The following is a 25,338-nucleotide window of genomic DNA, read 5'->3' as shown; positions in this document are numbered from 1 at the left end:
GTCAGATCGGGTTGTTGGCCAGCACCTTGCGCAAAAAGCGTTGCGTGCGTTCGTCCTGGGGGTTGGTGAAAAGCTCGCCGGGCGGGCCTTGTTCGATGATGCGGCCTTCGTCCATGAACACCACGCGGTCAGCGACTTCGCGGGCGAATTGCATCTCGTGGCTGACTACGATCATGGTTTGGCGCTCCAGGGCGAGGTGCTTCATCAGGGCAAGCACCTCGTCGACCCACTCCGGGTCGAGTGCGGACGTGGGCTCATCGAAGAGGATGACTTCCGCCTTGGCGGCCATCGCACGCCCGATGCCTACGCGTTGCTGTTGGCCGCCTGATAGCGATGCTGGATATGCATTGGCCTTGTCGGCGAGACCGATGCGTTCGAGAATCTCGCGCCCTCGGGCATGTGCTTCTGCTTTGGAGAGGCCATCGACGACGATCATGCCTTCGCAGATGTTGTCCAGCGCGGTCTTGTTGGCGAACAAGGCGTAGTTCTGGAATACGAACGCCGTACGCCGGCGTAGCGCGAGAATCTCCCGGCGTGTGGCGTGCTTGGCATCGAGGCTGAGATTGCCCACCGTGAGGCGCCCGGCGTCGGGCGTTTCAAGATAATTGATGCAGCGTAGAAGCGTCGACTTACCGGTGCCCGACGGGCCGATGACGACGATGATCTCGCCTTGCTCCAGTGTCAGGTCGATGTTCTCGAAGACGGTATGCTCGCCGAAGCGTTTGGTGATGCCGTTGAGTGCGATCATCGTTGATAGGCCCGGTTGAGACGTTTTTCCAGCCGTCGTTGTAACCACGAAAGAATTTCCACCACCACCCAGTAGATGATTGCCGCCAACAAGAACGCTTCGAAATAGAGAAAGCTGCCTGCCGCCTCTTTCTGTGTGGCGCCCATCAATTCCGTGACGCCTAGTGTGAAGGCCAGGGAGGTGGCCTTGATCATGTCGATGAAATAGTTCATGAGCGTCGGCGTGGCCACGCGCGTCGCCTGTGGCAGGACGATGCGACGCATCAGTTGCCCTTGGGTCATGCCGATGGACAGCGCTGCTTCCGTCTGGCTGCGGTCGACCCCGACGATGGCGGCGCGGATCGATTCCGCCATGTAGGCAGAAAAGTGCAGGGTCAGCCCCAGGATGGTAGCGGTGATGCCGTTGATCGCGACCAGGAAGGTCAGAATTTGCGGTAAACCGTAATAGAACAGGAACAGTTGCACCAGCAGCGGCGTGCCGCGAAAGAAGGAAATGAACAGCATGGCCAGGGCGTTGAGCCCTGGCATGCGCTGCACGCGTACGACGGCCAGCAGGCAGGCCAGTACCAGCGCCGCAACCATCCCGGCGCCGGCCATTTCCAATGTCAGCGGTAGATAGCCGAGTAAAATCGGCAACAACCCCAGCATGTAGTCGAGATCGAGAACGTGCATGATCGAGTCGCCTAAAAGCATACGACCGAGGCAAGCCCCGGCCGTTCAAATGAAGCGTGGTGTCACGGCGTGGTGATATCGGTACCGAACCACTTCTCTGAGATTTGCGTCAGCGTGCCGTTCTCGCGCAGGTCGGCGAGAGCGTCATCGACGCGATCGCGCAGGGCGCGTCCGTCTTCGTTGTCGCGGAAGGGCAGGGCGTTTTCGATACGCGAGAACGGCTGGCCGGCGAGCGCGAGCGGCAAGGGCTTGTCCTTGATCACCTGGGTGGCGCTGACCCGGTCCATGACGAAGGCGTCGGCGCGCCCCAGGGCGACATCCTGCTCGATGTTGGAGTCGTAGGTCTTGATGTCGATCTCGTCCGCGTAGGGCAGTTCGCGCAGCAACTGCTCGTAGTTGGAACCGAGGTTGACGGCGACGGTCTTGCCCTTGAGATCCTCGACTCCCTGGATGGCGTCGTTGCCCTCACGCACCACGACCTGTGCCCCGTCATACACATAGGGCTGCGTGAAGGCGTATTTGGCCTTGCGCTCGGGGGTGATGGTGATCTGATTGGCGATGGTGTCGATGCGCCCGGAATCCAGCATGCCCGCCAAACCCGAGAAACTCGCGGTGACGAACTCGATCTCGTCGCCGATCTGCTCGCCCACGGCGTTCATGACGTCGACCTCGAAGCCTTTCAGCTCATCCTGCTCGACGAAGGTGAAGGGGTAATAACCGCCCGACATGCCGACACGCAAGGTGTCGGCATGCGCGGTTGCGGCGATTGCACTCAAGGCAAGGCCGGTCAGGGCAAATTTGGCGATTTGGCTTAGTGTCATGGTCGGCTCCTAACGGGTAAGGCGGAAAGCGCAACTCTTAAGCGACGAGCCCGGTAGTGAGACGCGTCGTTTAGCGATGAGTGTAGCTTAAATAGTCCGATAGAGAATAATAGCAACATTTTATATTCCTTTTTGTTTTTGTGCATCCCGCGGAACTTTCCGATGCCATGTCGATGATTATTGCTGTCGTTTATAGCGAGACAGCATGTGTCGCGCCTATATATGAAAAAAAGATATAACGTTAGAACATTAAATGCGTTATCCTGTTTATAATATTCAAGCACTAGGGAGGCGATACGGACGCAATGAAAACCTTTGCTTTATCACGTGCGCATCAATCTGGTCAGCCGGACGTCGCAGGCTTTTTCGATCCGCGTACCTTCAGCATTCAATACGTCGTGAGTGATCCGTCGACTCAGCGGTGTGCGATCATCGATCCGGTGCTCGACTTCGATGAGAAGTCCGGTGCGACAGCGACGCTCCAGGCAGATGAGATTCTTGCCTATGTAAAACGCGAAGGGCTCGAGGTCGATTGGATTCTGGATACGCACCCGCATGCGGATCACTTTTCCGCCGCCCGTTACCTGCATGAAAAAACCGGCGCGCCCACCGCTATTGGCGGGCCGGTGACCCAAGTCCAGGCGCTGTGGAAGGAAATCTACAACTGGCCGGACCTGAAGGACGACGGTAGCCAGTGGGATCATCTGTTCGACGAAGGGGATACCTTCAAGCTGGGCGAGATCGATTGCCGCGTAATGCATTCGCCAGGTCATACGCTGGCCTCGATCACCTACGTGATCGGCGATACCGCCTTCGTTCACGATACCCTGTTCCAGCCTGACTTCGGCACCGCCCGCGCCGACTTTCCTGGTGGGAGTGCGCATCAGCTGTGGCACTCGATTCAGGCGATCCTCGCGCTGCCCGACGAGACGCGCCTGTTCACCGGCCACGATTACATGCCCGACGGGCGCGAACCGCAGTGGGAAAGCACCGTGCGCGAGCAGCGTGAGCACAACAAACATCAGCTCGGCGAGAGCAGCGAAGCCGAGTACGTCGAACTGCGCAACCGTCGCGATAGCGAGCTGCCCATGCCGAAGCTGATCCTGCACGCGCTGCAGGTCAATATTCTCGGCGGGCGCCTCCCCGAGCCCGAGAGCAACGGCAAGCGCTATCTGAAATTCCCGCTCGATGCCCTCGAAGGCGCGGCATGGGAGTGAGAAGGCGCCGTCGTCAGGCCATACCGCGCGCCGAATCTACCAACGGGAGTTAGTCATGAACGAATCGACAGTCGTGGACGAAACGAAGACCGAGAACGACAAACGCCATGACATCGTCATCATTGGCGGTGGGGCGGGAGGCATCGCGGTCGCCTCGAGTCTGCACAAACGACGTTCAGATCTCGATATTGCCATCGTCGAGCCCGCGCAGGATCACTTCTACCAGCCCGGCTGGACGCTGGTCGGCGGGGGCGTATTCACCCCGGAGCAGACCCGGCGTTCAATGCGCTCGGTGATGCCGAGCTTCGTGACTTGGCACCAGACCGCTGCAGAGCGGCTGTTGCCGGATTCCCGCCAGGTCGTGCTGGGTGACGGTTCAGCACTCGGCTACCGGGCGCTGGTGGTCGCGCCGGGCCTTGAGATCGACTGGCAAGCGATCGATGGCCTCGAGGAGACGCTGGGCAAGAATGGCGTGACGTCTAACTATCGGTTTGATCTGGCGCCATACACCTGGTCGCTGGTTCAGGCAATGCGAGGTGGCAAGGCGCTTTTCACCCAGCCACCGATGCCGATCAAGTGTGCCGGTGCACCACAGAAGGCGATGTATCTCTCCTGTTATGAGTGGGAGAAGCAGGGCGTTCTGAACAATATCGACGTTCACTTCCACAATGCCGGTGGCGTGATGTTCGGCGTTTCGGACTTCGTGCCGGCGCTGGATGAATACGTGCAGCGCTACGGCATCCATAAGCAGTTCCAGCAGAACCTCGTCGCCGTGGACGGTCCGGCCCAGAAAGCGCGTTTTCGCGTCACGAGCGAGGACGGTAGCGAAGAGATCGAGACCGATTTCGACATGCTTCACGTCGTTCCCCCTCAGTGTGCCCCACGGTTGGTGCGCGAATCGCCGCTGGCCAACGAGGGCGGCTGGCTCGACCTGGACGCCGACACTCTCCAGCACAACCGCTTCAGCGATGTCTTCGGTCTCGGCGATGCCAGCGGCACCGGCAACGCCAAGACGGCCGCCGCCGTGCGCAAGCAGGCGCCGGTAGTGGCGGACAATCTGGTCGCGTCACTCGATGGCAAGCCGATGCCCTCCGGCTACCCAGGGTATGGCGCCTGCCCGTTGACGGTCGAACGCGGCCGCGTGGTGCTGGCGGAGTTCGGTTACGGCGGCCAGTTGCAGCCGACCTTCCCCTCCTGGATCAACCAGGCCACACGGCCAACCAAGCTCGGCTGGAACATCAAGGCCCAGCAGCTCCCTTTCATCTACTGGAACCTGATGCTCAAGGGGCATGAGTGGTTGGCCAAACCGCAGCGTCGTTCCTGAACGGTGCATCTTGCATGAATGATAGCTCACGACACGGTTCGGATAACGAGGCTGGCCCGTCATGAATCAGCAGAACAGGGTCGGGTTGGCACGCTGGCTGCCGGTTCTCGATTGGGGACGGCGCTACAACGGCCAGTGGTTGGGCGAAGATCTGCTGGCGGCCGTCATCGTGGCGCTGATGCTGATTCCGCAGGCACTGGCCTACGCGATGCTGGCGGGACTCCCCCCGGTGGTGGGGTTGTACGCGAGCCTCGTGCCGCTGGTGGTCTACACGCTGTTGGGGACCAGCACGACGTTGTCGGTGGGACCGATGGCGGTCGTCTCTTTGATGACGGCATCGGCATTGTCGCAGGTAGCCGAATCGGGGTCGCAGGATTACATCGCTGCGGCCCTGGTACTGGCGCTGCTTTCCGGCGGCATTCTGCTGATCATGGGGCTCTGCCGGTTGGGCTTTCTGGTCAACTTCCTGAGTCATCCCGTGATGACCGGGTTCGTCAGCGCCTCGGGCGTTCTGATCGCGGCGAGTCAGCTCAATCAGCTACTTGGAGTCGACCTGTCGGGCTCGACGTTACCGGCGCTGGTGGCTCAGTTACCTTTCGTGCTGGAAGATGTCAGTCTACCGACAATGAGCATCGGGCTGGGATCGCTTCTGGTGTTGTGGTGGGTACGGCGGTGGGGCAAATCCGCGCTGGAACGCTGCCGGGTGCCGACTAGAATGGCGGGCGTGCTGGTCAAGTTGGCACCGATCGCCACCATCGTGCTGGCGACGTTGGTGGCCGGTGCGGCGGGATGGCTCGGTAATGGGGTCGCCGTCATCGGCGAAATTCCCGCCGGCCTGCCGCCGTTGACCCTGCCCGACTGGGAGCCCGCGCTGTGGCGATCGCTGATTGGCTCGGCGGTGCTTATCAGCATCGTCGGCTACGTGGAGTCGGTCTCGGTGGCGCAGGCGCTGGCGGTGCGCCGCGGCGAACGCGTCGACCCGGACCAGGAACTGATCGGGCTGGGCGGAGCCAACCTGGCGGCTTCGTTCACCGGCGGCATGCCGATCACCGGCGGCTTCTCCCGTTCCGTGGTCAACTTCGATGCCGGTGCCCGCACCCCGGCATCCAGTGCTTTCACCGCCGTGGGCATCGCGTTGGCCATGCTGTTTCTTTCGCCCTGGCTGCGACAATTGCCGATGGGAACGCTGGCGGCGACCATCGTCATCGCCACCGTGTCGCTGGTCGATCTGGCGGCATTCAAGCGTGTCTGGCGCTATGCTCGTGGCGAAGGCATCGCCATGTCGGCGACTGCACTGGCGACACTGATGCTGGGCGTGGACGTGGGGATCCTGGTCGGTGTTGCCATGTCGCTGGCGTTGCATCTTTATGGCACCAGTCGGCCGCACAGCGCGGAAGTCGGTCGCATCCCCGGCACCGAGCATTTTCGCAACGTCCGTCGCCATGCCGTGGAAACCGACGCCGGGGTCGCCATTCTGCGCGTCGACGAGAGCCTTTATTTTGCCAACGTTCGCCACCTGGAAGACCTGATCACGGCGGTGGTCAATCGCGATCCTCCGCCGCGGGATCTAGTGCTGGCCTGCCAGGCGATCAATGTCATCGATGCGACGGCATTGGAGAGTCTCGAAGCGCTCAATCGGCGTCTTCGGGACCGGCGGATCGGGCTGCATCTCGCCGAAGTAAAAGGACCGGTGATGGATCGGCTGAGTCGCACTGAACTGCTCGAAACGCTCAATGGCCGGGTCTTTCTGAGCACCTTCGATGCCTGGTGCGAGCTGCATGGCCGCGGGGCGGCGCCGCTGAGCCATCCGTGTATCGAATCGCCCGGCCCTGGGCATTCGGCGACAGTCGGTTGAGACGCGACAGCTGGTTTAGACAGTCATGGTGGAGACAACATCAAGAGGAATGAGATGGAATCGATGAGTGCGTTGCAGGGGTTGCTGGGCGGGGTCCTGATCGGACTTTCCGCTACTCTGCTCATGGGGCTGCTGGGACGGATCGCCGGGATCAGCGGCATTCTCTCCGGGCTGATTTTCGACCGCGGCGGGGACAGGTCCTGGCGTGTCGCGTTTCTGCTGGGAATCGTCTCCGGGCCGGCCTTGCTGATCCTGGCTGGCCTGGACTGGGGCAATGTGGCGGGCGACAGCGGGGCGATGATCGGCTCCCCGGCAAGCGGGCTGACAACGATGCTAGTGGCTGGCCTGCTGGTCGGGTTGGGCACGGGACTGGGTAGCGGCTGCACCAGCGGTCACGGGGTCTGCGGATTGGCGCGTCTCTCGCCCCGCTCGATGGCCGCAACGCTCGTCTTCGTGCTGGTCGCCATGCTGACGGTATTCGTTGCGCGGCACATGCTGGAGGGCTCGGCATGAAGGCACTGGCGGGTTATCTGGCAGGGTTGCTGTTCGGGCTCGGCTTGGCGATCAGCGGCATGACCGATCCAGCGCGGGTCATCGGCTTTCTCGATGTCGCCGGCGCCTGGGATCCGACCCTGATCTTCGTGCTGGGCGGTGCGGTCGTCACCACGTTCATCGGTTACCGGCTCGTCTGGCGACGCCAGATGCCGCTGTTAGAATCCCGGTTCCAGCTGCCCACCCGCCGTGATCTCGACGCTCACTTGCTGGGTGGTGCGGCGCTTTTCGGCATCGGCTGGGGGCTCTCGGGGTATTGTCCGGGGCCGGCGGTCGCCTCGCTTTCGGGGCTGAGCTGGCCGCTGGCGGCATTCATCGTGACGTTGATAGCGGGATGGTGGTTGGCCCGGCGAATGAACTCGCGTCATTGAGGGGAAACAATACATGCATGTGCTTCTCGTTGAGGACGATGAACTGGTGGCGGCCGGTATTCGTGCGGGGCTGGAAAGCCACGGCTGGGCGGTCGATACCGTCGCCTCGATGGCAGCGGCGCGTCATGCCCTGCAGGTCGTTACCAGCGATGTCGTGGTACTCGACCGCGGTCTTCGCGATGGCGATGGGTTGACGCTGGTCGAGGAATGGCGCGAGGCCGGCAAATGCGTGCCGGTATTGGTGCTGACCGCCCGCGATGCCGTCAGCGACCGCATCGCGGGGCTCGATGCCGGTGCCGACGACTATCTGGTCAAGCCCTTCGATCTCGACGAACTGGTCGCGCGATTGCATGCGTTACTGCGTCGCGCAGGCGGCCGGGCCCATCCGTGTATCGTCCATGGCGCGTTGCGGCTCGACCCTCAGACGCGCCAGGTCACCTGGCGGGGACACCCTGTCACGCTGTCGCGGCGGGAACTGGTGCTGCTGGAGACCTTCCTGCAGTCGCCGGGCAGCGTGCTGAGCGCGAATCAACTGCGCGATAGTCTCTACGGCCTCGACGACGAGGTAGAAAGCAACGCCCTCAATGTGCATATCCACCACCTGCGGCGTAAATTGGTGCCGGCGGTGATCGAGACGGTCCGTGGCCTCGGTTATCGTCTCGGCACGGCCGAGGCTCTGGCGGAGGCGGATGCCTCGTCGGTGGCGTCGCGATGAGCCTCAAGACGCGCTTGCTGGTGATTCTCGGCGTGACCTTGACGGTCACTTGGAGCCTGGCGGCAGCCTGGCTGTGGTGGGGCCTCAACGATGAGGTGGAGCGTACGCTCGACCGCCGCCTCGCACAGTCGGCGAACATGGTCGCGGGTCTGATGGCGCGATTGCCTGAGGACAGCTGGGCGGCTGATGAGACGCAGCGGGCATCCATCGTGGCACCGCTAAAGGGCGTCGCCTGTCAGGTGACGTCCGCGCAGGGCCAAGTGCTGGCACGTACGCATGCGAACATGGCCGCGATCCTCGATGTGGGCCAGCCGGGTTATTCCTATCGGCAGCGCCAGGGTGAGGACTGGCGTGTCTATACGCTGATACGCGATGGCGTGACGATCACCACCGCCGACCGCGTGACGGAACGGCGTAGTCTGATGCGCGATATCCTAGCGCTGGTGGTCGTGCCCTTCGCGGTGGCGCTGGTAATCAGCGGGGGTGTGCTGTGGTGGGGCACCCAGCATGCCCTGCGCCCACTCGAGAGATGGCGCGCGGCGCTGAGCCGTCGGCATCATGATGACCTTTCGCCAGTGGCGGATACCGGGCTACCGCGCGAACTACGTCCGCTTATTGTCACGCTCAATGAGTTATTGGCACGTATGCGTGCTGCCATTCATCGTGAACAGCGCTTCACCGATGCTGCCGCGCATGAGCTGCGGACACCGCTGACCGCCGTCAAGACGCACCTTCAGGTCGCGCGACGCGTAGAGGGCGATGCGATTCGCCAGGCCGTCGTGCATGCCGAGCAGGGGACCCAGCGCTTGGCCGCCACGCTCGATCAATTGCTGGCCCTGGCGCGTATCGAGGGCGCCGGGGTGCAGCACGAGACAGACGGTGCGACAGTGGCCGATATCGTCCGTAGCGCCGTGCACGATACGCAAGAGCCTGCTCGTATCGTCGTCCCGGCTAAACTCCCGGATGCGCGCGTGGGAGTGTCGCTGGAACTGGCCGCCACGGCGCTGCGTAACGTACTCGACAACTCGCTCAAGCATGGCCCGGCCGGTTTGCCTGTGACGTTGGACGTAGACTTGGCGACGCATGAGACGAATGCCACCGCATGGGTTGAGCTACGCGTGCACGACCAAGGGCCGGGCGTGCCCGATGAGGCGCTTGCTCATGTCACCGAGCGCTTTTGGCGGCATTCGGTGACGTCGGGTAGTGGTCTAGGGCTTGCGATCACGGCCGCGATTGCAGAACGTGCCAGTGGCGCGCTGCAATTTCAGCACCCTGCAAGCGGTGGCTTCGAGGTGTGCATGAAGCTGCCACAGGCCTGATTCTCGTGTCACCTGATGCGGGTGATCAGGGGCGTGGCGAGCCCATGACGGCGCGCATTTTTTCCGCGTCTGGCATTCCCTGAGCAACCTCTAGCTTGCCGTCCTGATGATAGACGATCGCCGGTGTACCCCGAAGGTTCAGCTCGCGCATGAGGGTGTTGTTGTCCTGAACTTGCTGCTCGATATCGGCCGGTTGTGCGGACGGGGCCACCTCGTCGCCGCGATTGTGTGCCGTGAAGGCGGCTACGGGATCGTCGGCGCCCAGCAGTGTGGCTGCCTTGGCGGGGCTATCCGACTTGAGAACACCCACCATGATGTGATGCAGCTGGACGTCACCGGCCTCGATCCAAGGACGTGCGGCGTCCCAGAAGCTTTTGCAGTATGGGCAGTTGGGGTCGGTGAAGACGTACACCGTGCGCGGGGCGTCGCTGCTGCCGTCGAGGATCCAATGACTGTCCTCGAGGCGTTGCCACACGGCGGCGTTCTGCGGTCCCTTGACGAATTCGTCGAGCGGCTCGCTCGACAGGTTGTTGCCTTCGGCATCGACAAGGTTGCCGACGATGGCGTGCTGGCCGTTTTCGGTGACATAGATCGCCACCGGCTGGCCTTGCGCGCTAGCGGCGTAACCTGTCAGGCCATCGGGAGCCTCGAAGCGTTCGTGCACTGTCAATCCTTGACCGACGAGTGCTTCGACGGGGGCGGGCAGGTTCTCGGGCTGGCTCCAGGCGGGCGTGGCAGCCAAGGCGAGAGCACTGATGAAACCTAGGCGTATGGTGCATGCGATCAAAGACATGCGGATTCTCCTATTAAGGTGGAGTCAGGCGTGACAAGGCGTGTTTCAAGGTGGCTTGCGAGAGTTCGCCGAAATGCGTGTCGACCAGGCGGCCATCGGCGTCATAGAACAAGGTAGTGGGCATCGCTTTGACACCGACGTGCTCTCCGAGCGCCAGCGTCTCGTCACGTAGCACGTTATCGAGATCGAGGGATTCGTTGTCCAGGTAGTGACGGATGACCTGGCGAGCCTCGCCCTGATTGACGAACACGAAGGTGACATCGTCACGGCGCTGCTGGGTATCGGCGAGCAGTGGCATCTCGCGCCTGCAGGGCGGGCACCAGCTAGCCCAGAGATTTACTACCAAGGGTTGATCGTCTTGTAGGGTAGGGAGGTCGGTGGCAGTGCCGTCGATTGTCATCAGCGACGTCTTGGGCAAAGCGCTATGCCCATCCTCGTCAAGCTTGACCAGAGCATAGACTGCCCCCGCCCAGGTGAGAGCACCGGCCAGCAGTGCGGCACTCAAAGCGCGACGTTGGCGAGGTGCGCGCCATAGTCGCCAACCACAGTAGACCAAGGCGGCGGCAAGCCCGCCCCATGGGTCGAAGCCACGGTCACGGATGTCGAGCATGGCCCACAGGGAATCGTAGGAATCCCAGTAGCGCACGATGAACACCAGGCGCGCGCCGACGAGGGCGACGAAGACTACTGTAAAGAGGGTGTCGCTGACACCGATGCGCTGTCGACGCCCGATCAAGGCGCCGGTGACGATAGCAACGGCTAGCGCGAAGACAAGCAACAATTGGCCGAGGCTGAGCGCCAGCGGTCCGATGGCCACGCTGCGGTCGAGGACCGTCATGCGTCGTCTCCCGTGCGGGGCGTGTCTTTTACTCGCTCGAGGCGTTCAAGGAACGCTTCCGCACTCAATTCACCCACGATGCGGTTGTCTCGACGTTCGCGGCCATCGGCGCCGTAAAGCAGCAGGGTCGGGGGACCGACCACGCCCAGTGCTTGCATGATGGCCTGGTCCGCGGCGTTATTGTCGGTAACGTCGATGCGTAGAAGTTGCACGTCTTCCAGCGCCGCTTGCACGCGTGCATCGCCGAACACTTCTTCTTCGATGACCTCGCAACTGATGCACCAGTCGGCGGTGAATTCCACGAGTGTCTGACGTTGCTGTGCTACCGCTTCCTCGAGACGCGCGTTCAACGCGTTACGGTCGTCGACGGTCTCGAAGCTGAGTGTCGAGGATGTCTCGGTGTCATGCGGGCCGCCGCTGCCCGTGAAGTCTGCCAAGGGCCGCAGCGGATCATGTTGGCCTCCCGCCGCGCCGACGAGCATGAGAATTCCCCATAGGCCGAAGAGCATGCCTAGGCTGCGTCCCAGCACCTTCAGCGCGTCGTGCAGTGCATGTGCCGTTGCCCAGGTGGCCTGGGCTAGGCAGATGAACAGAGCACCCCAGGCGGCCATCTCCAGCGCAGGGGGCAGGATGCGTGCCGCGAACCATATCGCCATGCCCAACAATACGAAGCCGAAGATAGCGCGTACGCGAGTCATCCACGCCCCGGGGCGCGGCAGAATTCGCGGCCCGAGCAGTCCTACTGCAAACAAGGGAGCGCCCATCCCCAGCCCCAATGACCAGAGGGCCAGGCCGCCTTGCCAGGCATTGCCGCTTTCGGCGATGTAAAGCAGGGCCCCGGCCAGCGGTGCCGTCATGCAGGGGCCGACCAGTAATGCCGAGAGTACGCCCATGATGGCTGCGCCTTTGAGACGCCCGCTGCGTTGGCGTTCTAGGCGCGCATCGAGCCGGGTACGTAATCCTTGGGGTAACGTCAGCTCGAACACGCCGAACATCGCCAGGGCCAGCAGCACGAAAAGCACGGCGAAGCTGGCGATGAATATAGGCGCTTGGAACAGCATCTGCAGGTTGGCCCCGGCCAGCGCCGCCGCGACACCTAGCGCTGCGTACGTCGTGGCCATGGGTAATATGTAGGCGAGCGAGAGCATGGCACCGTCACGCATGCGTGGCCGGCCGTCGCGTGTGGCACCCACGATGAGACTGGAAAGGATCGGCACCATGGGCAGCACGCAGGGCGTGAAGGTCAGCAGCAACCCCATGCCGAAGAAAGCCAGTAGCACCCAGCCCAGCCGGGCGTCGGCCAGCTGGGATGCGAGGCGTTGATCGTCGGCCTGAGCGGCATCGGAGGGGGGCGATGCATCGCTCGAGTTTGCCGCATCATCGGTGCCGGGCTCGAAGGCAGTGTCACGCGCATGATCCGTGGTGTTGGCGCTATCCGCTTTGCTGCTGGCGGCGAGCGTGTCGGCATCGAAGGTTCGGTGCTGCGGCGGATAACACAGCCCAGCTTCGGCACAGCCTTGCCAAGTCAGCGTCACCTGCTCGGCATCGCCCAGCGCGGCACGCAATGCCACTTGATGATGGTAGACCTCTGAGCGACCGAAATAGTCGTCCTCGATGGTCTCGCCCTTCGGTAGCTCGATATCCACCGGGCCATCTTCGGTTTCGACGCTGAAGCGATGCCGATACAGGTAATACTCTGGCGCGATGTCCCACTCGGCGATGAGCGTGCCGTCATCGCGCGATACCGACAACGAGAAAGCCTGCTCGGCGGAGAGGAAGTCGTCTTGGCTGGCAAACGGCGATTCGGCGAAGGCCGGGGTGGCGAAGACGAGCATGAGCGCGGCCAGACAGGCTGCGAGCCCATGGCTTGGGGAGCGAAAATGGCATATTGGCCGGCGCGAAGCGTGAATCATGATAGTCCATACGGGTGACGAGATGGCGCCTAGCATAACGGCATGGGATTAGCCGAGCATTAAGAGCGATGCATGTCAGCATGTCGCGGCGCTTGCCAAGCGAGCGGCAACGCGCTGAAGTGGTGTGATTGCAATCCGTGGGAGGGGCGATATGACGACAGGCTGGAATAACTGGATATCACGACAACCACCGAGCACCTCGCCGTCGCCCATCGACGACGTGCCGCTCGCGGGGCAAGAAGAGGCCCAGTGGTTGCCGCTGGCGCATGGCACCTACCGAGCGCTGTTCCAGTGGACGACGCCCAGCGCGCAGGCGGCCATGGCCAATGCCGGGCTTCTGCGCGCCGTGCGCGCGGTGAACCTGTTCGCGGCGGCCGACGTGCCGGCCGAGCGTCGCCACATGATCGTCCTCGTTTCAGGAGCAGCGACGCCGTGCCTGCTCGAGGATGCCGCCTATGCGCGTCATTACGGATTGCCGGACGCCTCGAACAACCCCAACCGCGTGTTGATCGAGGCGCTTCAGCGCGAAGGCGTCGGCGTCATGGTGTGTCTGCAAGCCTGGCACGGTCAGGGATTTGCCCGCGATACCCTGTTGGCCGATATCGAACTGGCGCAGTCTGGCATGACGGTGGGCATCGCGCTGCAAAATGCCGGCTTCGCGCTGGTGGCAGTTTAACGCGATCCCCCCAACTGGGCGTAATTCACCTCGCGGCGGAGCACGAAGACGTCGATGCCAGCCTGGTCGACGGCGTCGATAAGACGCTCGGTCAGCGTCTTATCCAGCACGAAGAGAAGTTCGATGGGCCGGTCGGCCAATTCGAAGAAATGCGCCGAATGCGTGCGCCCGTCGGCACCAGTGCCTTCACTGGCCGTGCGGCGCGTCATACGTTCGATGCCCAGCGTCTTGGCGTGTTCGGCCACGGCGTCGATGACGGGTTTGCCATGGTGACGACGCGACTCTGGCGCCATGAAGATGACTTCGTAACCGTGTTGCCATTCGCTCATTTCAAAACTCCCGTCAGGTGTTTGAGGGCACCGAAGGTGGCGATGCCTACGCCGGTCATGACCAACGAGCCGAGTACGTGCACGGCGATGCCCGATAATGCCATGAGGTAGCGCCCGGCCTGCAGGTTAGTGAACATCTCGGCAGAAAAGGTCGAGAAGGTCGTCAACGCCCCTAAAAAGCCGGTTACCACGAATAGACGCCACTCGGGGGAGAGGTGCGGCAACTGGGCGAAGAAGGCGATGGAAAGGCCGATCAGCCAGGCGCCTAGCCAGTTGGCGGCCAAGGTGCCGGGGGGGATCGAGGGGAAGAGGGCGTTGAGCCATATTCCCAGTAGCCAGCGTAGGTTGGCGCCGAGCGCTGCACCGGCGCCGATCGCCACGATGGAAAACCACATGCGTTCGATTCCTCGCAATTGAGAATGATCAACGAGGTGGGCGTGCGGGGGCGGCGAGGCTGAAAGAAATAACCGTGAATACCTGCGCACGACGCACCTCGAGTGCGTTGGCAGGCATCATTAGCACTGGCGAGAACGCGTCGGCGATGTGGTGCCGATGCCAGGCGGTTTGTCGCGATGGGCGCCGTGTTTCGGACGCCGATGACGACGGGAGGAATGCCATCTCCATGCGTACAGTAACCAGCACGACGCGCGTCGGCAAGCCTATGTCGGTGCGCCAGGCCGTTGCACCAGCCACAAGCTGCGATAGGGGCGCAGTTCACGCGGGGCCTGCGCATCCCAGGGCGCATCGGCAAGCAGATCGTACCAGCCGTCTTCGTCGAGGTCGGGTAAGGGCAGTGGCTGGCGTTTGTCGGTGACGTTATAGATCGCGAGCAGGCGACGTCCATCGGCCAGCGGACCTCGCTGCACGGCGAACAGCGTCGGCGGTGTGTCGACGATGTGCTGCTCGACCTGGGGATGAAAGCAGGGCTCCTGGGCGCGCAGCTTGAGACGTCGGCGCAAGGCCATGAAGACTTCTCGCGTGGGCGTGTTGCGGCTATCGAGGAGTTCGTCCAGGGCCTCCTTCTGCCAGCGCCGACGGTTGATGGTACGCAATTGTCCACTGCGCTCGACGCCTTCGTGGTCATTGAGCGTGGCGGTCAGGCAGTGGAAATAGATGCCCGGCACGCCCTGTAGTGCGAGCATCAAGTGCTGGCTACACAAGAAACGTTCCACTTGCCAAGGGTCGGCGCCGCGACGTGTGCCACGTAGCGCATCGAAGTAGGTAATGTTGACCTCGTAGGGCGTGTCCTTGCCATCGGCATTGGCCTTCATGCTCACATACCCACCGAAGCGGTGCATGAGCTCGAGCATGGCATCGATCTCGTGGGGCGGTAATAGCCCTTCCAGCGCGCGTACGCCGATGCCGTCGTGGCTGGCGGTGAAGTTGAAATAGGTGCAGCCAGGCGGCAACGCGGGGAGGCTGCGTGCCCAGGCTTCCAGCGCCGTGGCATCGCCGCTGGTGAGCGTGTGCACCAACAGTGGCGGCAGCGTGAACTGATAGATCATGTGCGCTTCGTCGGGGCGCGTGGGTGCGTCCGACGTGGTGGTATCGTCGAGGCGTTCGAGGCCGAAGTAGCTCATGTTCTCGCGGTGTGGCACGTTGGTTTCGGTGATCAGCAGCGTGCCGGGGGCGAGGTGGTCGAGCACGGCGCGTAGCAGCCGGACTACGGCATGGGTCTCCGGCAGATGGATGCACGAAGTGCCGATTTTCTTCCACAGGTAGGCGATGGCGTCGAGGCGTATGATGCGCGCGCCTTGTTCCACGTAGTAGAGCATGATGCCGATGAACTCGATGAGCACATCGGGATTGGCGAAGTTGAGATCGATCTGATCCTCGGAAAATGTCGCCCATAGATAGCGTGTCCCACGACGCGTGGAAACGGGCACCAACAGCGGCGAGCTGCGGGGCCGGGTGACATTCGACAGGTCGGTGTTCGGGTCCATTTCGATGAAGTAGTCGCGCCCCGGCTGGGTGCCGGCCAGGTAGTCGACGAACCACAGCGATTCCCGCGAGACGTGATTGATGACCAGATCGACCATCAAGTCGCCGTGCCGTGTCAGGCGGCGGATGTCTTCCCAGTCGCCTAGAGTGGGGTTGACCTCGCGATAATGGATCACCGAGAAGCCATCGTCGCTGCTCCAAGGGAAGAAAGGCAGCACGTGAACGCCGCTGAAGGTGCCCGCGAGGCGTGTCTCGAGAAACTCGTCGAGCACTTGCAGCGGTGGCCGCTCGCCGTCGAGCAGTAGATCGCCATAGGTGATCAGTAACTGATCGCGTTCGCTCCATAATGGACGCGAGCGTTCGGGAATTGCGTCACGTTGGTGCGATATCAGGCGTTGCAGACGGCGTAACACTTCATCGGCGCGCGGTCCGTAAATCTCGTCCAAACGTGCCTTGGCGCGCGCGGTGAAAGCGGCTTCATCGAGTTCGGTCTGCGGGGCTGGGGGAATAGGGTGGGGCATCGATGGTCCTCGTGAGAATCGGTGGCTCGCACGTCGACATTATCGTTGCTGTTGCAGGAGTCGTGCCATGCGCGACACGCCGGCGGATGGCCGGCGTGTACGGAGACGGCAAAGGTCATTTCTTCACGATACGGTAAAGTCCCAGCAGGATGATGGCGCCGAGTACGGCGATGACGAAACTGCCGAAGTTGAAGCCATCCACCGTACCGAAGCCCAGCGCGGTGCCGACCCAGCCCCCAACGATGGCCCCGAGGATCCCGATGATCATGGTGATGATGAGGCCACCGGGGTCGCGCCCCGGCATGATCAGCTTGGCGACAATGCCGGCCAGCAGGCCGAAGACGATCCATGCGATGATGCCCATTGGTTTCTCCCTTGGCGGTTGTGAAAGCGCGCTTACCGGTGTCTCGACCGAAAATGCATGCAACCTCATGAGCTTGGTCGGCCTGGCGACAGTGCGCAAGCGAGTTTCCGCGCGGCGCGGGGAAAGGCTACAATGTCGATCAATCTCAATGACAACGACTCATTCTCGATACTCAACCGCGGACGCGCCACGATGCACTGCCCCTTTTGTGGAAAGTATGACACCAAGGTGACCGATTCGCGCCTCGTGGCCGAAGGGGATCAGGTGCGTCGGCGCCGCCAGTGCAATGACTGCGGCGAACGCTTCACCACCTACGAGACGGCGGAGCTGGTCATGCCTCGCGTGATCAAGGGCGACGGCTCGCGGGAGACCTTCGATGAGCGCAAGTTGCGTGCCGGCATGCTACGCGCATTGGAAAAACGCCCGGTCAGCGCCGAATCCATCGAGGCGGCGGTCGAGCGTATCCGTCAGCGTCTGCGTGCCCGTGGCGAGCGTGAACTCGAGGCACGCGAGATCGGCGAGGAGGTCATGCGCTCGCTGAAGCGGCTCGATCAGGTCGCCTATATCCGCTTCGCTTCCGTCTACCGTCGCTTCCAGGACCTCGACGAATTTCGCGCCGAAATCGACCGCTTGGCGCAAGAGCCCAGCTTTGTGCCCGACGATAACGATCAGCGCTGATCTCGATACGTACCGACGCGAATCGCTCAAGAAGTGATCCATGAGGAGTGGCCCATGACACAAGACGCCGCTGCGTCGACGCTATCTCACGAAGTGTGCATGGCGCGCGCGCTGCAACTCGCCCGACGAGGGTGCTACACCACCCATCCCAACCCGCGCGTCGGCTGCGTCGTGGTCAATGGGGGACGAATCGTCGGAGAGGGCTACCATGTACGCGTCGGCGAACCTCACGCCGAGGTGCATGCCTTGCGCGCCGCTGGCGAGGCGGCACGAGGCGCCACGGTCTATGTCACTTTGGAACCCTGTTCGCATTACGGCCGCACGCCGCCTTGTGCCCAGGCGCTGATCGACGCCTGCGTGAGCCGTGTCGTGATCGCGATGGTTGATCCCAATCCCCAGGTGGCTGGGCGTGGTGTGGCAATGCTGCGTGAGGCAGGCATCGAGGTTGAGGTGGGTTGCCTGGAGGCCGATGCCGAGGCGCTCAATATCGGTTTCGTGAAGCGCATGCGCGAGGGGATGCCGTTCGTACGCCTGAAGATGGCGATGAGCCTGGACGGTCGCACCGCCATGGCCAGCGGTGAATCGCAATGGATCACCGGGGAGCGCGCGCGTACCGAGGTGCAACGCTTGCGAGCACGCTCGAGTGCAGTGATGACTGGGGTCGATTCGATCATTTTCGATAATTCGCGCCTTACGGTACGTCCTGCGCAACTCGAGCTGGACGAGGGTGAAGCGATCGCCGAGCACCAGCCGCTGCGCGTCGTGGTCGACTCGCGGCTGCGCTTGCCGGTGGCAGCGTCGTGCTTGCGTGAACCGGGACGCACTATAGTGGCGACCGTCTCGCCGGATGAGGCGCGCCGCGCGACGTTGGAAGAGGCCGGTGCCGAGGTGCTCGTCCTGCCCGAGGCGGCCGAAGAGCGCGTCGATCTACGCGCCCTGCTGGCGCATCTGGCGGAGCGAGAGCAATGCAACGAGGTGCTTCTCGAAACCGGCGCGACGCTGGCCGGTGCCATGCTCGATATCGACGCTATCGATGAGATGCACCTGTTCGTGGCACCGACGCTATTGGGCGGCGAGGCACGCCCGCTGTTCGCGTTACCGGGGCTCGAGCGCATGGCACAGCAGCGTCCGTTGCACATCGACGACATTCGTGCCGTCGGCCGTGACTGGCGCATCGTCGCGCGCCCCGTGATGTCAAAACCCGCCGCCTCCGACAGTGCCTGAGCGGCAATCGCATGTATGCTGCCACTGGCGCACAAGCGCGCTTGCAGGTACTCTGGGCGCCGACCTGACTGGGTGTCGAAGAGTAACGACGCCCGCGTCGTGACACCACGACACACCTTTGACGGCGCCGACGACAAGACCGTATCGGCGTACGAGACGAGCAGCGGAGACACCATGGCGCTTTCATCCAAACAGGGCTTGGCCTCCATCGAAGCCATTGTCGAAGACATTCGTCAGGGCAAGATGGTCATACTCATGGACGATGAGGATCGCGAGAACGAAGGCGATATCATCATGGCCGCCGAGTGCGTCGAGGCCGAGCATATCAACTTCATGGCCCGCCACGCGCGGGGCTTGATTTGCCTGCCGATGACCCGTGAGCGCTGCGAGCGTCTCGAATTGCCTTTGATGGTGCGCGACAACGGTTCCGGTTTCGGTACCAAGTTCACCGTCTCTATCGAGGCTGCACGCGGTGTCTCCACGGGGATTTCCGCCTCTGATCGCGCGCGCACCGTGCGCGCAGCAGCGGCGCGCGACGCCGTCGCGGCGGATATCGTTCAGCCCGGGCATATCTTTCCGCTGATGGCCGAGCCGGGCGGCGTACTGCGTCGTGCGGGACATACCGAAGCCGCTTGCGATCTGTCGGCCATGGCCGGGTTCGAGGCCAGCGGTGTGATCTGCGAGGTAATGAACGACGATGGCAGCATGGCGCGCCGCGACGAATTGGAGCGTTTCGCCGTCGAGCACGGCATCAAGGTCGGCACGATCGCCGATCTGATCCACTACCGCATCCATCACGAGCGCACCGTCGAGGAAGTCGAGCGTACGGTCGTCGACACGGCATTCGGTGAGTTGACGCTACACGTCTTCCACGACCGTATTCAGAACGCTCATCATCTGGCGCTGGTGAAGGGCGTGCCGCACAGCGAGACGCCGACCACCGTGCGTGTGCATATTGCCGATACGTTGCGTGATCTGCTGATGCTGAGTAAGCCGGAGAGCCATAGTTGGACGGCGTCCAGCGCCTTGGCCCAGATTGCCGAAGCCGAGGCTGGGGTCTTCGTGCTGCTCGACGATGGCCGGCCGCGTCTCGACCTCAAGGATCAGCTCGACGTGCTGCTGTCGCGTAAGCCGGCGCCGCGCTCCAGTGCCTCCGATGGTGCAGGTAACTATCTGACCATCGGCACCGGATCGCAGATTTTGCGCCAATTAGGCGTCGGGCAAATGCGCCTTTTGAGCTCGCCGTGGAAGTTTTCTGCGTTGTCCGGCTTCGACCTCGAGGTCGTCGAACGCGTGGGTGGCGATACCCCCGAGAGCGACCAGCCGGTAGAATAAGTCTCTCATTCATCCGACCGCCGGGCCATAGGGGCGCTGGCGGCCGCGCGTGTCGGTGAAGAAAAGCGCGCCTCGGCGGTGGTGATACCATGCGCCATGTTGAAGTAAGTGATCGCTTCACTGGCATGCACTGACACAGCTGATATATCGTGCGCGAAGTGTCGCGCATTCAGACCCGGGATTTGACAATGCAACCGATCTCTCAAGTCGAGGGTGGCTACACTGATGTCGATGGCCGTTATGTCATCGTCGTGGGCCGCTTCAATCATCACGTGGTCGATAGCCTGGTGGAAGGGGCAGTGGACAGCCTCGTGCGCCACGGCGTGGACGAAGAAAACGTCGATATCATCCATGTGCCAGGCGCCTGGGAACTACCCTTGGCCGTCAAGCGCGCCGTGCAGGTTCTCCAGCCGCATGCCGTCATTGCTCTGGGAGCGGTGATTCGCGGAGGGACGCCACATTTCGACTACGTGGCGGGCAATTGCAACAGTGCCATGAGCAGTCTGCAGCTGGAGCTGAACACTCCCATCGCTAACGGGGTGCTGACCGTCGACTCCATCGACCAGGCCATCGAGCGCGCCGGCACCAAGGCCGGTAACAAAGGTGCCGAGGCGGCGATGGCAGCGATGGAAATGGTCTCGCTGTTCAAGCGTATGGGGGGTGAGGCATGAGCCAATCACCCCGTGATGCGACCCCGGCCCAGGAAGCGCGCCGCGCGGCGCGTGAGCTGGCGGTGCAGGGTCTCTACCAATGGCAGATGACCGGCAAGTCGATCACGGCGGTGGAGTCGGAGTTTCGCGCGCAAATCGCCGATGAAGACCTTGAGGATCACGAAAACTGGCACAAGGTCATGGGCATCGCCGACCTGGCGTTGTTTCATGAGTTGCTGCACAACGTGGCTGGCGACCGCGAAGCCATCGACAAAACCATCGCGCCGCTGCTCGACCGCCGCCTCGAGGATCTTGACCGTATCGAGTTGGCGATTCTCCGGCTGGGCGCCTATGAGCTCAAGTATCGCCTTGAGGTGCCGTATCGCGTGGTGATCAACGAAGGCATCGAATTGGCCAAGGGTTTCGGTGCCACCGATGGCCACAAGTACGTCAACGGTATTCTCGACAAGCTGGCGAGCCGCTTGCGGAGTACTGAGGTCGCTGCGCGTCGTCGTTGACATGTTGGGTGAATTCGACATCATCGCGCGTTATTTCGCGACGCCCGATCAGTCCCTGCCCATCTCCGGTATTACGCTGGGGCCCGGCGACGACTGCGCGCTGCTAAGTCCCGCTGCGGGGACCGAGCTTGCCATGAGCGTGGACACGTCGGTGGCTGACGTGCATTTCCCTGGCGATGCGCCGCCCGAAGCCATTGGGCATCGTGCGCTGGCCGTCGCCCTTTCCGATCTAGCGGCAATGGGGGCGCGACCGCGCGGCTGTCTGATGGCTCTGACGCTGACGCATGGCGATCCCGCGTGGCTTGAGCGCTTCGCTCAAGGTTTTCTCGAGCTTGGCCAACGTATGTCGACGCCCTTGATCGGTGGCGACGTCACGCGTGGTACTCTATCCATCGCTGTCACGGTGATCGGTGATGTGCCGGTTGGGCAGGCGCTGCGGCGAAGTGGCGCCATGCCAGGAGAGCGCCTGGCGGTGACTGGTGCGCTGGGGGGTGGTCATGGCGGTCTGCGCATGTGGCAGGCCGGCGGCCATGACCTCGAGGATCCCTTGCTGGCGGCCTACTTGACGCCAACGCCTCAGCTCGAGGCGGGGCGTGCACTGCGGGGGTTAGCCTCGGCGGCACTGGATATTTCCGATGGCCTGTTGGCCGATCTTGGGCATCTATGTCACGCCTCGGGCGTGGGGGCTAGCCTTGACCCGGCGTGTATTCCCCTGGCGCCGACGCTGGAGATGACGCTGGGTAGCGAAGGCGCCTTGCATGCCGCGCTGAACGGCGGGGACGATTATCAGCTTCTGATCAGCGTGCCTGACACGGCCTGGGAAGAGGCTCAGCGACGCTGTGCCGACTGTAATGTCACGTTGACCGAGATCGGACATGTCGTCGCCGAGCCCGGTATCAGAGGGATTCCCGAGACATTTAAGGGCGCAGGATGGCAGCATTTCACGGGAGGCGGGCCATGAATCGCTCACCGCGCAGCGTCTGGCGCCGCCCGACCCATTTTCTGGCGTTTGGCCTGGGAAGCGGGGCTATCCCTTTCGCGCCGGGCACTTTTGGTACATTAGCTGCAATCCCATTCTATTGGTTGTTGTCGGGACTATCGCTTGATTGGTACCTGGGATTGGTGGGCGTGGCCTCGATTCTGGGCATCTGGCTGTGCGAAAAGACCTCGCGCGACCTGGGCGTTCACGATCATTCTGGCATTGTCTGGGACGAGTTCGTCGGCTATTGGCTGACCATGGCGGCGGTTCCCTTTTCGTGGGAGGCAGCGCTGTGGGGCTTCGTGGTGTTTCGCATGTTCGATATCATCAAGCCGTGGCCGATCCGCTGGGTGGATCGCCACGTAGCAGGGGGCTTCGGGATCATGTTCGATGATGTGCTCGCCGGCGTATATGCCTGGAGCACTATGCATCTGTGGTTCTGGCTGCATTAGCGTTTCTACACGTTCTTTGGCCGTACATGAAAAGCGCCTCGATCCAGGAGATCGAGGCGCTTTTCATGGAGGTGCGTATTTTTAGGCTACAGGTGCTGGTGCGGGCTGCGCATCGGCGAGTTTGAGCGTGGTGTGCGTGCGGTGGCGTACTTTGCGTAACAGCTCGCCGTGATCGGCCAATGTGTCGGCGCGCGCGGGGACGAGCTCATGGAGGCGCTGCTGCCAGGCATCGCTGGCAAATTTCTCGGGGAAGCACTGTTCGACGAGATTGATCATGATCGAGGTGGCCGTGGAGGCACCGGGTGAGGCACCGAGCAGTGCCGCGAGCGAGCCGTCGCTGGCGGCCACGACCTCGGTGCCGAATTGCAGCACACCGCCTTTTTCCGGATCCTTCTTGATGACCTGGACGCGTTGACCGGCAACCTCGAGGCGCCAATCTTCGCTCTGCGCCGTGGGGTAGAAGGTGCGCAGCTCGTCGACGCGCTGCTCATGGGAGAGCCGTACCTGGTCGAGAAGGTATTTGACCAGGCTAAAGTTATCGCGCGCGACCGAGAGCATCGAGGTCACGTTGGACGAGCGCACAGACTTGACCAGATCCAACACTGAGCCGGTCTTCAGGAACTTGGTAGTGAAACCGGCGAAGGGCCCGAACAAGAGCGAGGGCGTGCCGTCGACGTTGCGTGTGTCCAGGTGCGGTACCGACATCGGCGGCGCGCCGATGGGGGCTTTGCTGTAGACCTTGGCGTGATGCCGGGAGACGATTTCAGGCTTGTCGCAACGCAGCCACTGACCGCTGACCGGGAAACCTGCGTAGCCCTTGCCTTCGGGAATGCCGCTTTTCTGCAGTAGATGCAATGAGGCACCGCCGGCGCCCAGGAACACGAAGCGTGCACGCAGGGTGCGCTTGGTGTTGTCGTTGCCTGTGACCTTGAGAGTCCAACTGCCATCGTCGTTGCGGTCTAGATCCTCGACCGTTTGGCCCGTGGTGATGCGTACCTGCTCGTCGGGCTTTTCTTCGAGGCGGTCGAGGAGCTGGCGCGTCAAAGCGCCGAAGTCGACATCGGTACCGCCAGCGACGCGTGTCGCGGCCAACGGTTCGTCGCCCTCGCGTCCATCCAGCAACAGCGGCGCCCATTGGCCGATGACGCTGCGCTCCTCGGTGTATTCCATCCCCTCGAAACACGGATGTTCGCGCATGGCATGGTAGCGGTCGCGCAGGAAGCGGACGTCGTCTTCGCCGCGCACGAAGCTCATGTGCGGTACCGGGTGCACGAAACGTGCCGGATCGCCGAGGTTGCCCTTTTCGACCAAGTAGCTCCATAGCTGCTTGGACTCCTCGAACAGGGTATTGGTATGGATGGCCTTGTCGAGCACGATCGAGCCGTCCTCGGCGCGGGGCGTATAGTTGAGTTCGCACAAGCCGGCATGGCCAGTGCCGGCGTTGTTCCAGGCAAACGAGCTTTCGCTGGCAGTGGTGTCGAGACGCTCGATGATCTCGATGCGTGCCTCCGGCTCCAGCTCGTGAAGCAGTGTCGCGAGCGTGGCGCTCATAACGCCTGCACCCACGAGTACGATGTCTACTGACTCATCCATATGCGTGCCAACCATTCACATAGCCCTTGAGAAGGTGCGTCGGTCAGCCGGCGAACGGCATCTCGAACTGCGACCGGCGCGATGGAATTCTGCGTTGCATTATAACGCTTTTGACGCGGAAATACTGCCTTCCCAAGCTCGACATTATGACTAATGACAAAGCCATAAGGGATCCCTTTGGCGTCTTCTATATAGGCTGCAGGATCGAGGTACCCTCAATCACGCAGGCTGATGATGCGCCAGCCACGTTGCTCGGCTGTCTCACGAAGGGCGTCGTCGGGATCGACGGCGACGGGATGGTCGACGCGTTCTAGGAGAGGCAGATCGTTGTGCGAGTCGCTGTAGAACCAAGCGCCGTCGAGGGTGACGTCTTCCTCGGCGAGCCAGGTGTCCAAGCGCGTCACCTTGCCTTCGCGGAAACTCGGGGTGCCCACCACGCGACCTGTGTAGCGGCCGGCATCGATCTCGGGCTCGACGGCGATCAGGTCATCCACACCCAGGCGTTCGGCGATGGGGCCGGTAATGAAGCGGTTGGTAGCGGTGATGATCAATAGCCGATTGCCTTTGGCGCGATGGCGTGCCAGCAGTTCTTCTCCGCGCGTCAGAATGTGCGGCTCGATCTTGCTGGCCATGAACTGTTGATGCCAGGCGGCTAGTTGCTCCGGCGTGTTCTCGGCCAACGGCTGGAGCGCCAGGGCCAGGTACGCCATGATGTCGAGATCGCCGCTCTGGTAATCTTGGTAGAAGCGTTCGTTGGCATCGCGATAGGTCGTCGCGTCGACGGCGCCTTGCTCGATGAGGAACTCACCCCAGGCATGGTCGCTGTCGAGGTCCAGTAGGGTATTGTCGAGATCGAAGATCGCCAGGCTCAAGGAGGACTCCTTGCATCGTGCTGGGTGAACAGGAAGATTGCGTGCGGCGTAAAAGGAGGTGGATTATCG

The 25,338-nt window shown here is 62.4% G+C and carries 27 protein-coding genes; 15 read left to right on the top strand and 12 right to left on the bottom strand.

What is annotated here, in order from left to right; translation table 11 throughout:
- Position 1: 1 nt before the first annotated feature.
- The 3 genes from SR908_RS03675 to SR908_RS03665 all read right to left on the bottom strand — a co-directional run bounded on the left by SR908_RS03675 (position 2) and on the right by SR908_RS03665 (position 2,240).
- Positions 2 to 748, bottom strand: a complete 747-nt coding sequence (locus SR908_RS03675) for an amino acid ABC transporter ATP-binding protein (protein WP_246920255.1) — start codon at positions 746 to 748, stop codon at positions 2 to 4.
- Positions 745 to 1,419 carry an amino acid ABC transporter permease gene (locus tag SR908_RS03670; protein ID WP_097024183.1) on the bottom strand — a complete coding sequence of 225 codons (675 nt, stop codon included), beginning with the start codon at positions 1,417 to 1,419 and terminating at the stop codon, positions 745 to 747. Before SR908_RS03670 ends, SR908_RS03675 begins: the two co-directional genes overlap by 4 nt.
- A 62-nt stretch (positions 1,420 to 1,481) precedes the next feature.
- Positions 1,482 to 2,240 (bottom strand): amino acid ABC transporter substrate-binding protein, encoded by a 759-nt coding sequence (locus SR908_RS03665; protein WP_246920257.1) that lies wholly within the window; start codon positions 2,238 to 2,240, stop codon positions 1,482 to 1,484.
- A 305-nt stretch (positions 2,241 to 2,545) separates the two neighbouring features.
- On the opposite strand from SR908_RS03665, the gene SR908_RS03660 reads away from it, so the two are divergent.
- From SR908_RS03660 to SR908_RS03630, 7 genes are all read left to right on the top strand, one after another.
- Entirely contained in the window at positions 2,546 to 3,457 is a 912-nt protein-coding gene (locus SR908_RS03660; protein ID WP_246920259.1) for an MBL fold metallo-hydrolase, read from the top strand.
- 55 nt (positions 3,458 to 3,512) lie between these two features.
- Entirely contained in the window at positions 3,513 to 4,781 is a 1,269-nt protein-coding gene (locus tag SR908_RS03655; protein ID WP_246920261.1) for an NAD(P)/FAD-dependent oxidoreductase, read from the top strand.
- 61 nt (positions 4,782 to 4,842) lie between these two features.
- The gene (locus SR908_RS03650) at positions 4,843 to 6,636 is read left to right on the top strand and encodes a SulP family inorganic anion transporter (protein WP_246920264.1); all 1,794 of its coding nucleotides are present in this window, start codon (positions 4,843 to 4,845) and stop codon (positions 6,634 to 6,636) included.
- A 54-nt stretch (positions 6,637 to 6,690) separates the two neighbouring features.
- A complete protein-coding gene (locus SR908_RS03645) occupies positions 6,691 to 7,149 on the top strand; it encodes a YeeE/YedE family protein (protein ID WP_097023868.1) in 459 nt (152 codons plus the stop codon).
- Positions 7,146 to 7,559, top strand: a complete 414-nt coding sequence (locus SR908_RS03640) for a DUF6691 family protein (protein ID WP_097023869.1) — start codon at positions 7,146 to 7,148, stop codon at positions 7,557 to 7,559. Before SR908_RS03645 ends, SR908_RS03640 begins: the two co-directional genes overlap by 4 nt.
- Before the next feature lie 13 nt (positions 7,560 to 7,572).
- Entirely contained in the window at positions 7,573 to 8,274 is a 702-nt protein-coding gene (locus tag SR908_RS03635) for a response regulator (protein WP_246920266.1), read from the top strand.
- The gene (locus tag SR908_RS03630; RefSeq protein ID WP_246920268.1) at positions 8,271 to 9,593 is read left to right on the top strand and encodes an ATP-binding protein; all 1,323 of its coding nucleotides are present in this window, start codon (positions 8,271 to 8,273) and stop codon (positions 9,591 to 9,593) included. Before SR908_RS03635 ends, SR908_RS03630 begins: the two co-directional genes overlap by 4 nt.
- Before the next feature lie 25 nt (positions 9,594 to 9,618).
- On the opposite strand, the gene dsbG is transcribed toward SR908_RS03630, so the two are convergent.
- The 3 genes from dsbG to dsbD are packed head-to-tail and all read right to left on the bottom strand — an operon-like array spanning position 9,619 to position 13,059.
- Entirely contained in the window at positions 9,619 to 10,386 is a 768-nt protein-coding gene (gene dsbG / locus SR908_RS03625) for a thiol:disulfide interchange protein DsbG (RefSeq protein WP_246920271.1), read from the bottom strand.
- A gap of 13 nt (positions 10,387 to 10,399) precedes the next feature.
- Positions 10,400 to 11,224: a TlpA disulfide reductase family protein gene (locus SR908_RS03620; protein WP_246920274.1), complete on the bottom strand. Its 825-nt coding sequence runs from the start codon at positions 11,222 to 11,224 to the stop codon at positions 10,400 to 10,402.
- Entirely contained in the window at positions 11,221 to 13,059 is a 1,839-nt protein-coding gene (dsbD, locus tag SR908_RS03615) for a protein-disulfide reductase DsbD (RefSeq protein WP_246920283.1), read from the bottom strand. Before dsbD ends, SR908_RS03620 begins: the two co-directional genes overlap by 4 nt.
- 229 nt (positions 13,060 to 13,288) lie before the next feature.
- Between dsbD and SR908_RS03610 the strand changes: the two genes are divergently transcribed.
- Entirely contained in the window at positions 13,289 to 13,813 is a 525-nt protein-coding gene (locus SR908_RS03610) for a DsrE family protein (protein ID WP_246920286.1), read from the top strand.
- Here SR908_RS03610 and SR908_RS03605 read toward each other — a convergent pair.
- From SR908_RS03605 to SR908_RS03590, 4 genes are all read right to left on the bottom strand, one after another.
- On the bottom strand, positions 13,810 to 14,142 hold the full coding sequence (locus SR908_RS03605) for a DUF190 domain-containing protein (RefSeq protein WP_246920296.1): 333 nt from the start codon (positions 14,140 to 14,142) through the stop codon (positions 13,810 to 13,812). The two genes, SR908_RS03610 and SR908_RS03605, sit on opposite strands and share 4 nt — an antisense overlap.
- Positions 14,139 to 14,537 carry a fluoride efflux transporter CrcB gene (crcB, locus tag SR908_RS03600; RefSeq protein ID WP_246920298.1) on the bottom strand — a complete coding sequence of 133 codons (399 nt, stop codon included), beginning with the start codon at positions 14,535 to 14,537 and terminating at the stop codon, positions 14,139 to 14,141. Before crcB ends, SR908_RS03605 begins: the two co-directional genes overlap by 4 nt.
- 264 nt (positions 14,538 to 14,801) lie before the next feature.
- Entirely contained in the window at positions 14,802 to 16,604 is a 1,803-nt protein-coding gene (locus tag SR908_RS03595; protein ID WP_246920300.1) for a sugar phosphorylase, read from the bottom strand.
- 115 nt (positions 16,605 to 16,719) lie between these two features.
- Positions 16,720 to 16,968, bottom strand: a complete 249-nt coding sequence (locus SR908_RS03590) for a GlsB/YeaQ/YmgE family stress response membrane protein (RefSeq protein ID WP_040242479.1) — start codon at positions 16,966 to 16,968, stop codon at positions 16,720 to 16,722.
- A gap of 192 nt (positions 16,969 to 17,160) precedes the next feature.
- On the opposite strand from SR908_RS03590, the gene nrdR reads away from it, so the two are divergent.
- From nrdR to SR908_RS03555, 7 genes are all read left to right on the top strand, one after another.
- A complete protein-coding gene (nrdR, locus tag SR908_RS03585) occupies positions 17,161 to 17,646 on the top strand; it encodes a transcriptional regulator NrdR (RefSeq protein WP_040243189.1) in 486 nt (161 codons plus the stop codon).
- 54 nt (positions 17,647 to 17,700) lie between these two features.
- The gene (gene ribD / locus SR908_RS03580; RefSeq protein WP_246920302.1) at positions 17,701 to 18,870 is read left to right on the top strand and encodes a bifunctional diaminohydroxyphosphoribosylaminopyrimidine deaminase/5-amino-6-(5-phosphoribosylamino)uracil reductase RibD; all 1,170 of its coding nucleotides are present in this window, start codon (positions 17,701 to 17,703) and stop codon (positions 18,868 to 18,870) included.
- Between the two features lie 174 nt (positions 18,871 to 19,044).
- The gene (gene ribBA, locus SR908_RS03575) at positions 19,045 to 20,205 is read left to right on the top strand and encodes a bifunctional 3,4-dihydroxy-2-butanone-4-phosphate synthase/GTP cyclohydrolase II (RefSeq protein ID WP_040243187.1); all 1,161 of its coding nucleotides are present in this window, start codon (positions 19,045 to 19,047) and stop codon (positions 20,203 to 20,205) included.
- 188 nt (positions 20,206 to 20,393) lie between these two features.
- Positions 20,394 to 20,876: a 6,7-dimethyl-8-ribityllumazine synthase gene (ribH, locus tag SR908_RS03570; protein ID WP_040242477.1), complete on the top strand. Its 483-nt coding sequence runs from the start codon at positions 20,394 to 20,396 to the stop codon at positions 20,874 to 20,876.
- Positions 20,873 to 21,373, top strand: coding sequence for a transcription antitermination factor NusB (nusB, locus tag SR908_RS03565; RefSeq protein ID WP_040242474.1), 501 nt, complete (start codon positions 20,873 to 20,875; stop codon positions 21,371 to 21,373). The genes ribH and nusB overlap by 4 nt, the downstream gene beginning before the upstream one ends.
- A 1-nt stretch (position 21,374) precedes the next feature.
- Positions 21,375 to 22,334 carry a thiamine-phosphate kinase gene (thiL, locus tag SR908_RS03560; protein WP_246920304.1) on the top strand — a complete coding sequence of 320 codons (960 nt, stop codon included), beginning with the start codon at positions 21,375 to 21,377 and terminating at the stop codon, positions 22,332 to 22,334.
- The gene (locus SR908_RS03555) at positions 22,331 to 22,804 is read left to right on the top strand and encodes a phosphatidylglycerophosphatase A family protein (RefSeq protein WP_040242470.1); all 474 of its coding nucleotides are present in this window, start codon (positions 22,331 to 22,333) and stop codon (positions 22,802 to 22,804) included. Before thiL ends, SR908_RS03555 begins: the two co-directional genes overlap by 4 nt.
- Before the next feature lie 81 nt (positions 22,805 to 22,885).
- Here the strand turns inward: SR908_RS03555 and mqo are convergent, their stop codons facing one another.
- Positions 22,886 to 24,412, bottom strand: a complete 1,527-nt coding sequence (mqo, locus tag SR908_RS03550) for a malate dehydrogenase (quinone) (RefSeq protein ID WP_246920309.1) — start codon at positions 24,410 to 24,412, stop codon at positions 22,886 to 22,888.
- A 200-nt stretch (positions 24,413 to 24,612) separates the two neighbouring features.
- Positions 24,613 to 25,269, bottom strand: coding sequence for a histidinol-phosphatase (locus SR908_RS03545; protein ID WP_178999827.1), 657 nt, complete (start codon positions 25,267 to 25,269; stop codon positions 24,613 to 24,615).
- Between the last annotated feature and the right edge of the window lie 69 nt (positions 25,270 to 25,338).

Origin of the sequence: Chromohalobacter canadensis (assembly GCF_034479555.1) — a bacterium.
In the GTDB taxonomy this organism is placed as follows: Bacteria; Pseudomonadota; Gammaproteobacteria; order Pseudomonadales; family Halomonadaceae; genus Chromohalobacter; species Chromohalobacter canadensis.
Note: the sequence above shows the minus strand (reverse complement) of the source record. Positions and strands in the feature narration are given on the sequence as shown.

Bases quoted from the DNA above. Each gene is read 5' to 3' on its own strand.
- SR908_RS03670 (WP_097024183.1), bottom strand. From the start codon at position 1,419: ATGCACGTTCTCGATCTCGACTACATGCTGGGGTTGTTGCCGATTTTA.
- mqo (WP_246920309.1), bottom strand. From the start codon at position 24,412: ATGGTTGGCACGCATATGGATGAGTCAGTAGACATCGTACTCGTGGGT.
- SR908_RS03665 (WP_246920257.1), bottom strand. From the start codon at position 2,240: ATGACACTAAGCCAAATCGCCAAATTTGCCCTGACCGGCCTTGCCTTG.
- SR908_RS03620 (WP_246920274.1), bottom strand. From the start codon at position 11,224: ATGACGGTCCTCGACCGCAGCGTGGCCATCGGACCGCTGGCGCTCAGC.
- SR908_RS03660 (WP_246920259.1), top strand. From the start codon at position 2,546: ATGAAAACCTTTGCTTTATCACGTGCGCATCAATCTGGTCAGCCGGAC.
- SR908_RS03610 (WP_246920286.1), top strand. From the start codon at position 13,289: ATGACGACAGGCTGGAATAACTGGATATCACGACAACCACCGAGCACC.
- SR908_RS03630 (WP_246920268.1), top strand. From the start codon at position 8,271: ATGAGCCTCAAGACGCGCTTGCTGGTGATTCTCGGCGTGACCTTGACG.
- SR908_RS03635 (WP_246920266.1), top strand. From the start codon at position 7,573: ATGCATGTGCTTCTCGTTGAGGACGATGAACTGGTGGCGGCCGGTATT.
- SR908_RS03605 (WP_246920296.1), bottom strand. From the start codon at position 14,142: ATGAGCGAATGGCAACACGGTTACGAAGTCATCTTCATGGCGCCAGAG.
- ribBA (WP_040243187.1), top strand. From the start codon at position 19,045: ATGGCGCTTTCATCCAAACAGGGCTTGGCCTCCATCGAAGCCATTGTC.
- SR908_RS03595 (WP_246920300.1), bottom strand. From the start codon at position 16,604: ATGCCCCACCCTATTCCCCCAGCCCCGCAGACCGAACTCGATGAAGCC.
- SR908_RS03650 (WP_246920264.1), top strand. From the start codon at position 4,843: ATGAATCAGCAGAACAGGGTCGGGTTGGCACGCTGGCTGCCGGTTCTC.
- nusB (WP_040242474.1), top strand. From the start codon at position 20,873: ATGAGCCAATCACCCCGTGATGCGACCCCGGCCCAGGAAGCGCGCCGC.
- SR908_RS03640 (WP_097023869.1), top strand. From the start codon at position 7,146: ATGAAGGCACTGGCGGGTTATCTGGCAGGGTTGCTGTTCGGGCTCGGC.
- crcB (WP_246920298.1), bottom strand. From the start codon at position 14,537: ATGTGGTTTTCCATCGTGGCGATCGGCGCCGGTGCAGCGCTCGGCGCC.
- SR908_RS03645 (WP_097023868.1), top strand. From the start codon at position 6,691: ATGGAATCGATGAGTGCGTTGCAGGGGTTGCTGGGCGGGGTCCTGATC.
- SR908_RS03590 (WP_040242479.1), bottom strand. From the start codon at position 16,968: ATGGGCATCATCGCATGGATCGTCTTCGGCCTGCTGGCCGGCATTGTC.
- SR908_RS03675 (WP_246920255.1), bottom strand. From the start codon at position 748: ATGATCGCACTCAACGGCATCACCAAACGCTTCGGCGAGCATACCGTC.
- thiL (WP_246920304.1), top strand. From the start codon at position 21,375: ATGTTGGGTGAATTCGACATCATCGCGCGTTATTTCGCGACGCCCGAT.
- SR908_RS03655 (WP_246920261.1), top strand. From the start codon at position 3,513: ATGAACGAATCGACAGTCGTGGACGAAACGAAGACCGAGAACGACAAA.
- dsbD (WP_246920283.1), bottom strand. From the start codon at position 13,059: ATGCTCGTCTTCGCCACCCCGGCCTTCGCCGAATCGCCGTTTGCCAGC.
- dsbG (WP_246920271.1), bottom strand. From the start codon at position 10,386: ATGTCTTTGATCGCATGCACCATACGCCTAGGTTTCATCAGTGCTCTC.
- ribH (WP_040242477.1), top strand. From the start codon at position 20,394: ATGCAACCGATCTCTCAAGTCGAGGGTGGCTACACTGATGTCGATGGC.
- SR908_RS03555 (WP_040242470.1), top strand. From the start codon at position 22,331: ATGAATCGCTCACCGCGCAGCGTCTGGCGCCGCCCGACCCATTTTCTG.
- nrdR (WP_040243189.1), top strand. From the start codon at position 17,161: ATGCACTGCCCCTTTTGTGGAAAGTATGACACCAAGGTGACCGATTCG.
- ribD (WP_246920302.1), top strand. From the start codon at position 17,701: ATGACACAAGACGCCGCTGCGTCGACGCTATCTCACGAAGTGTGCATG.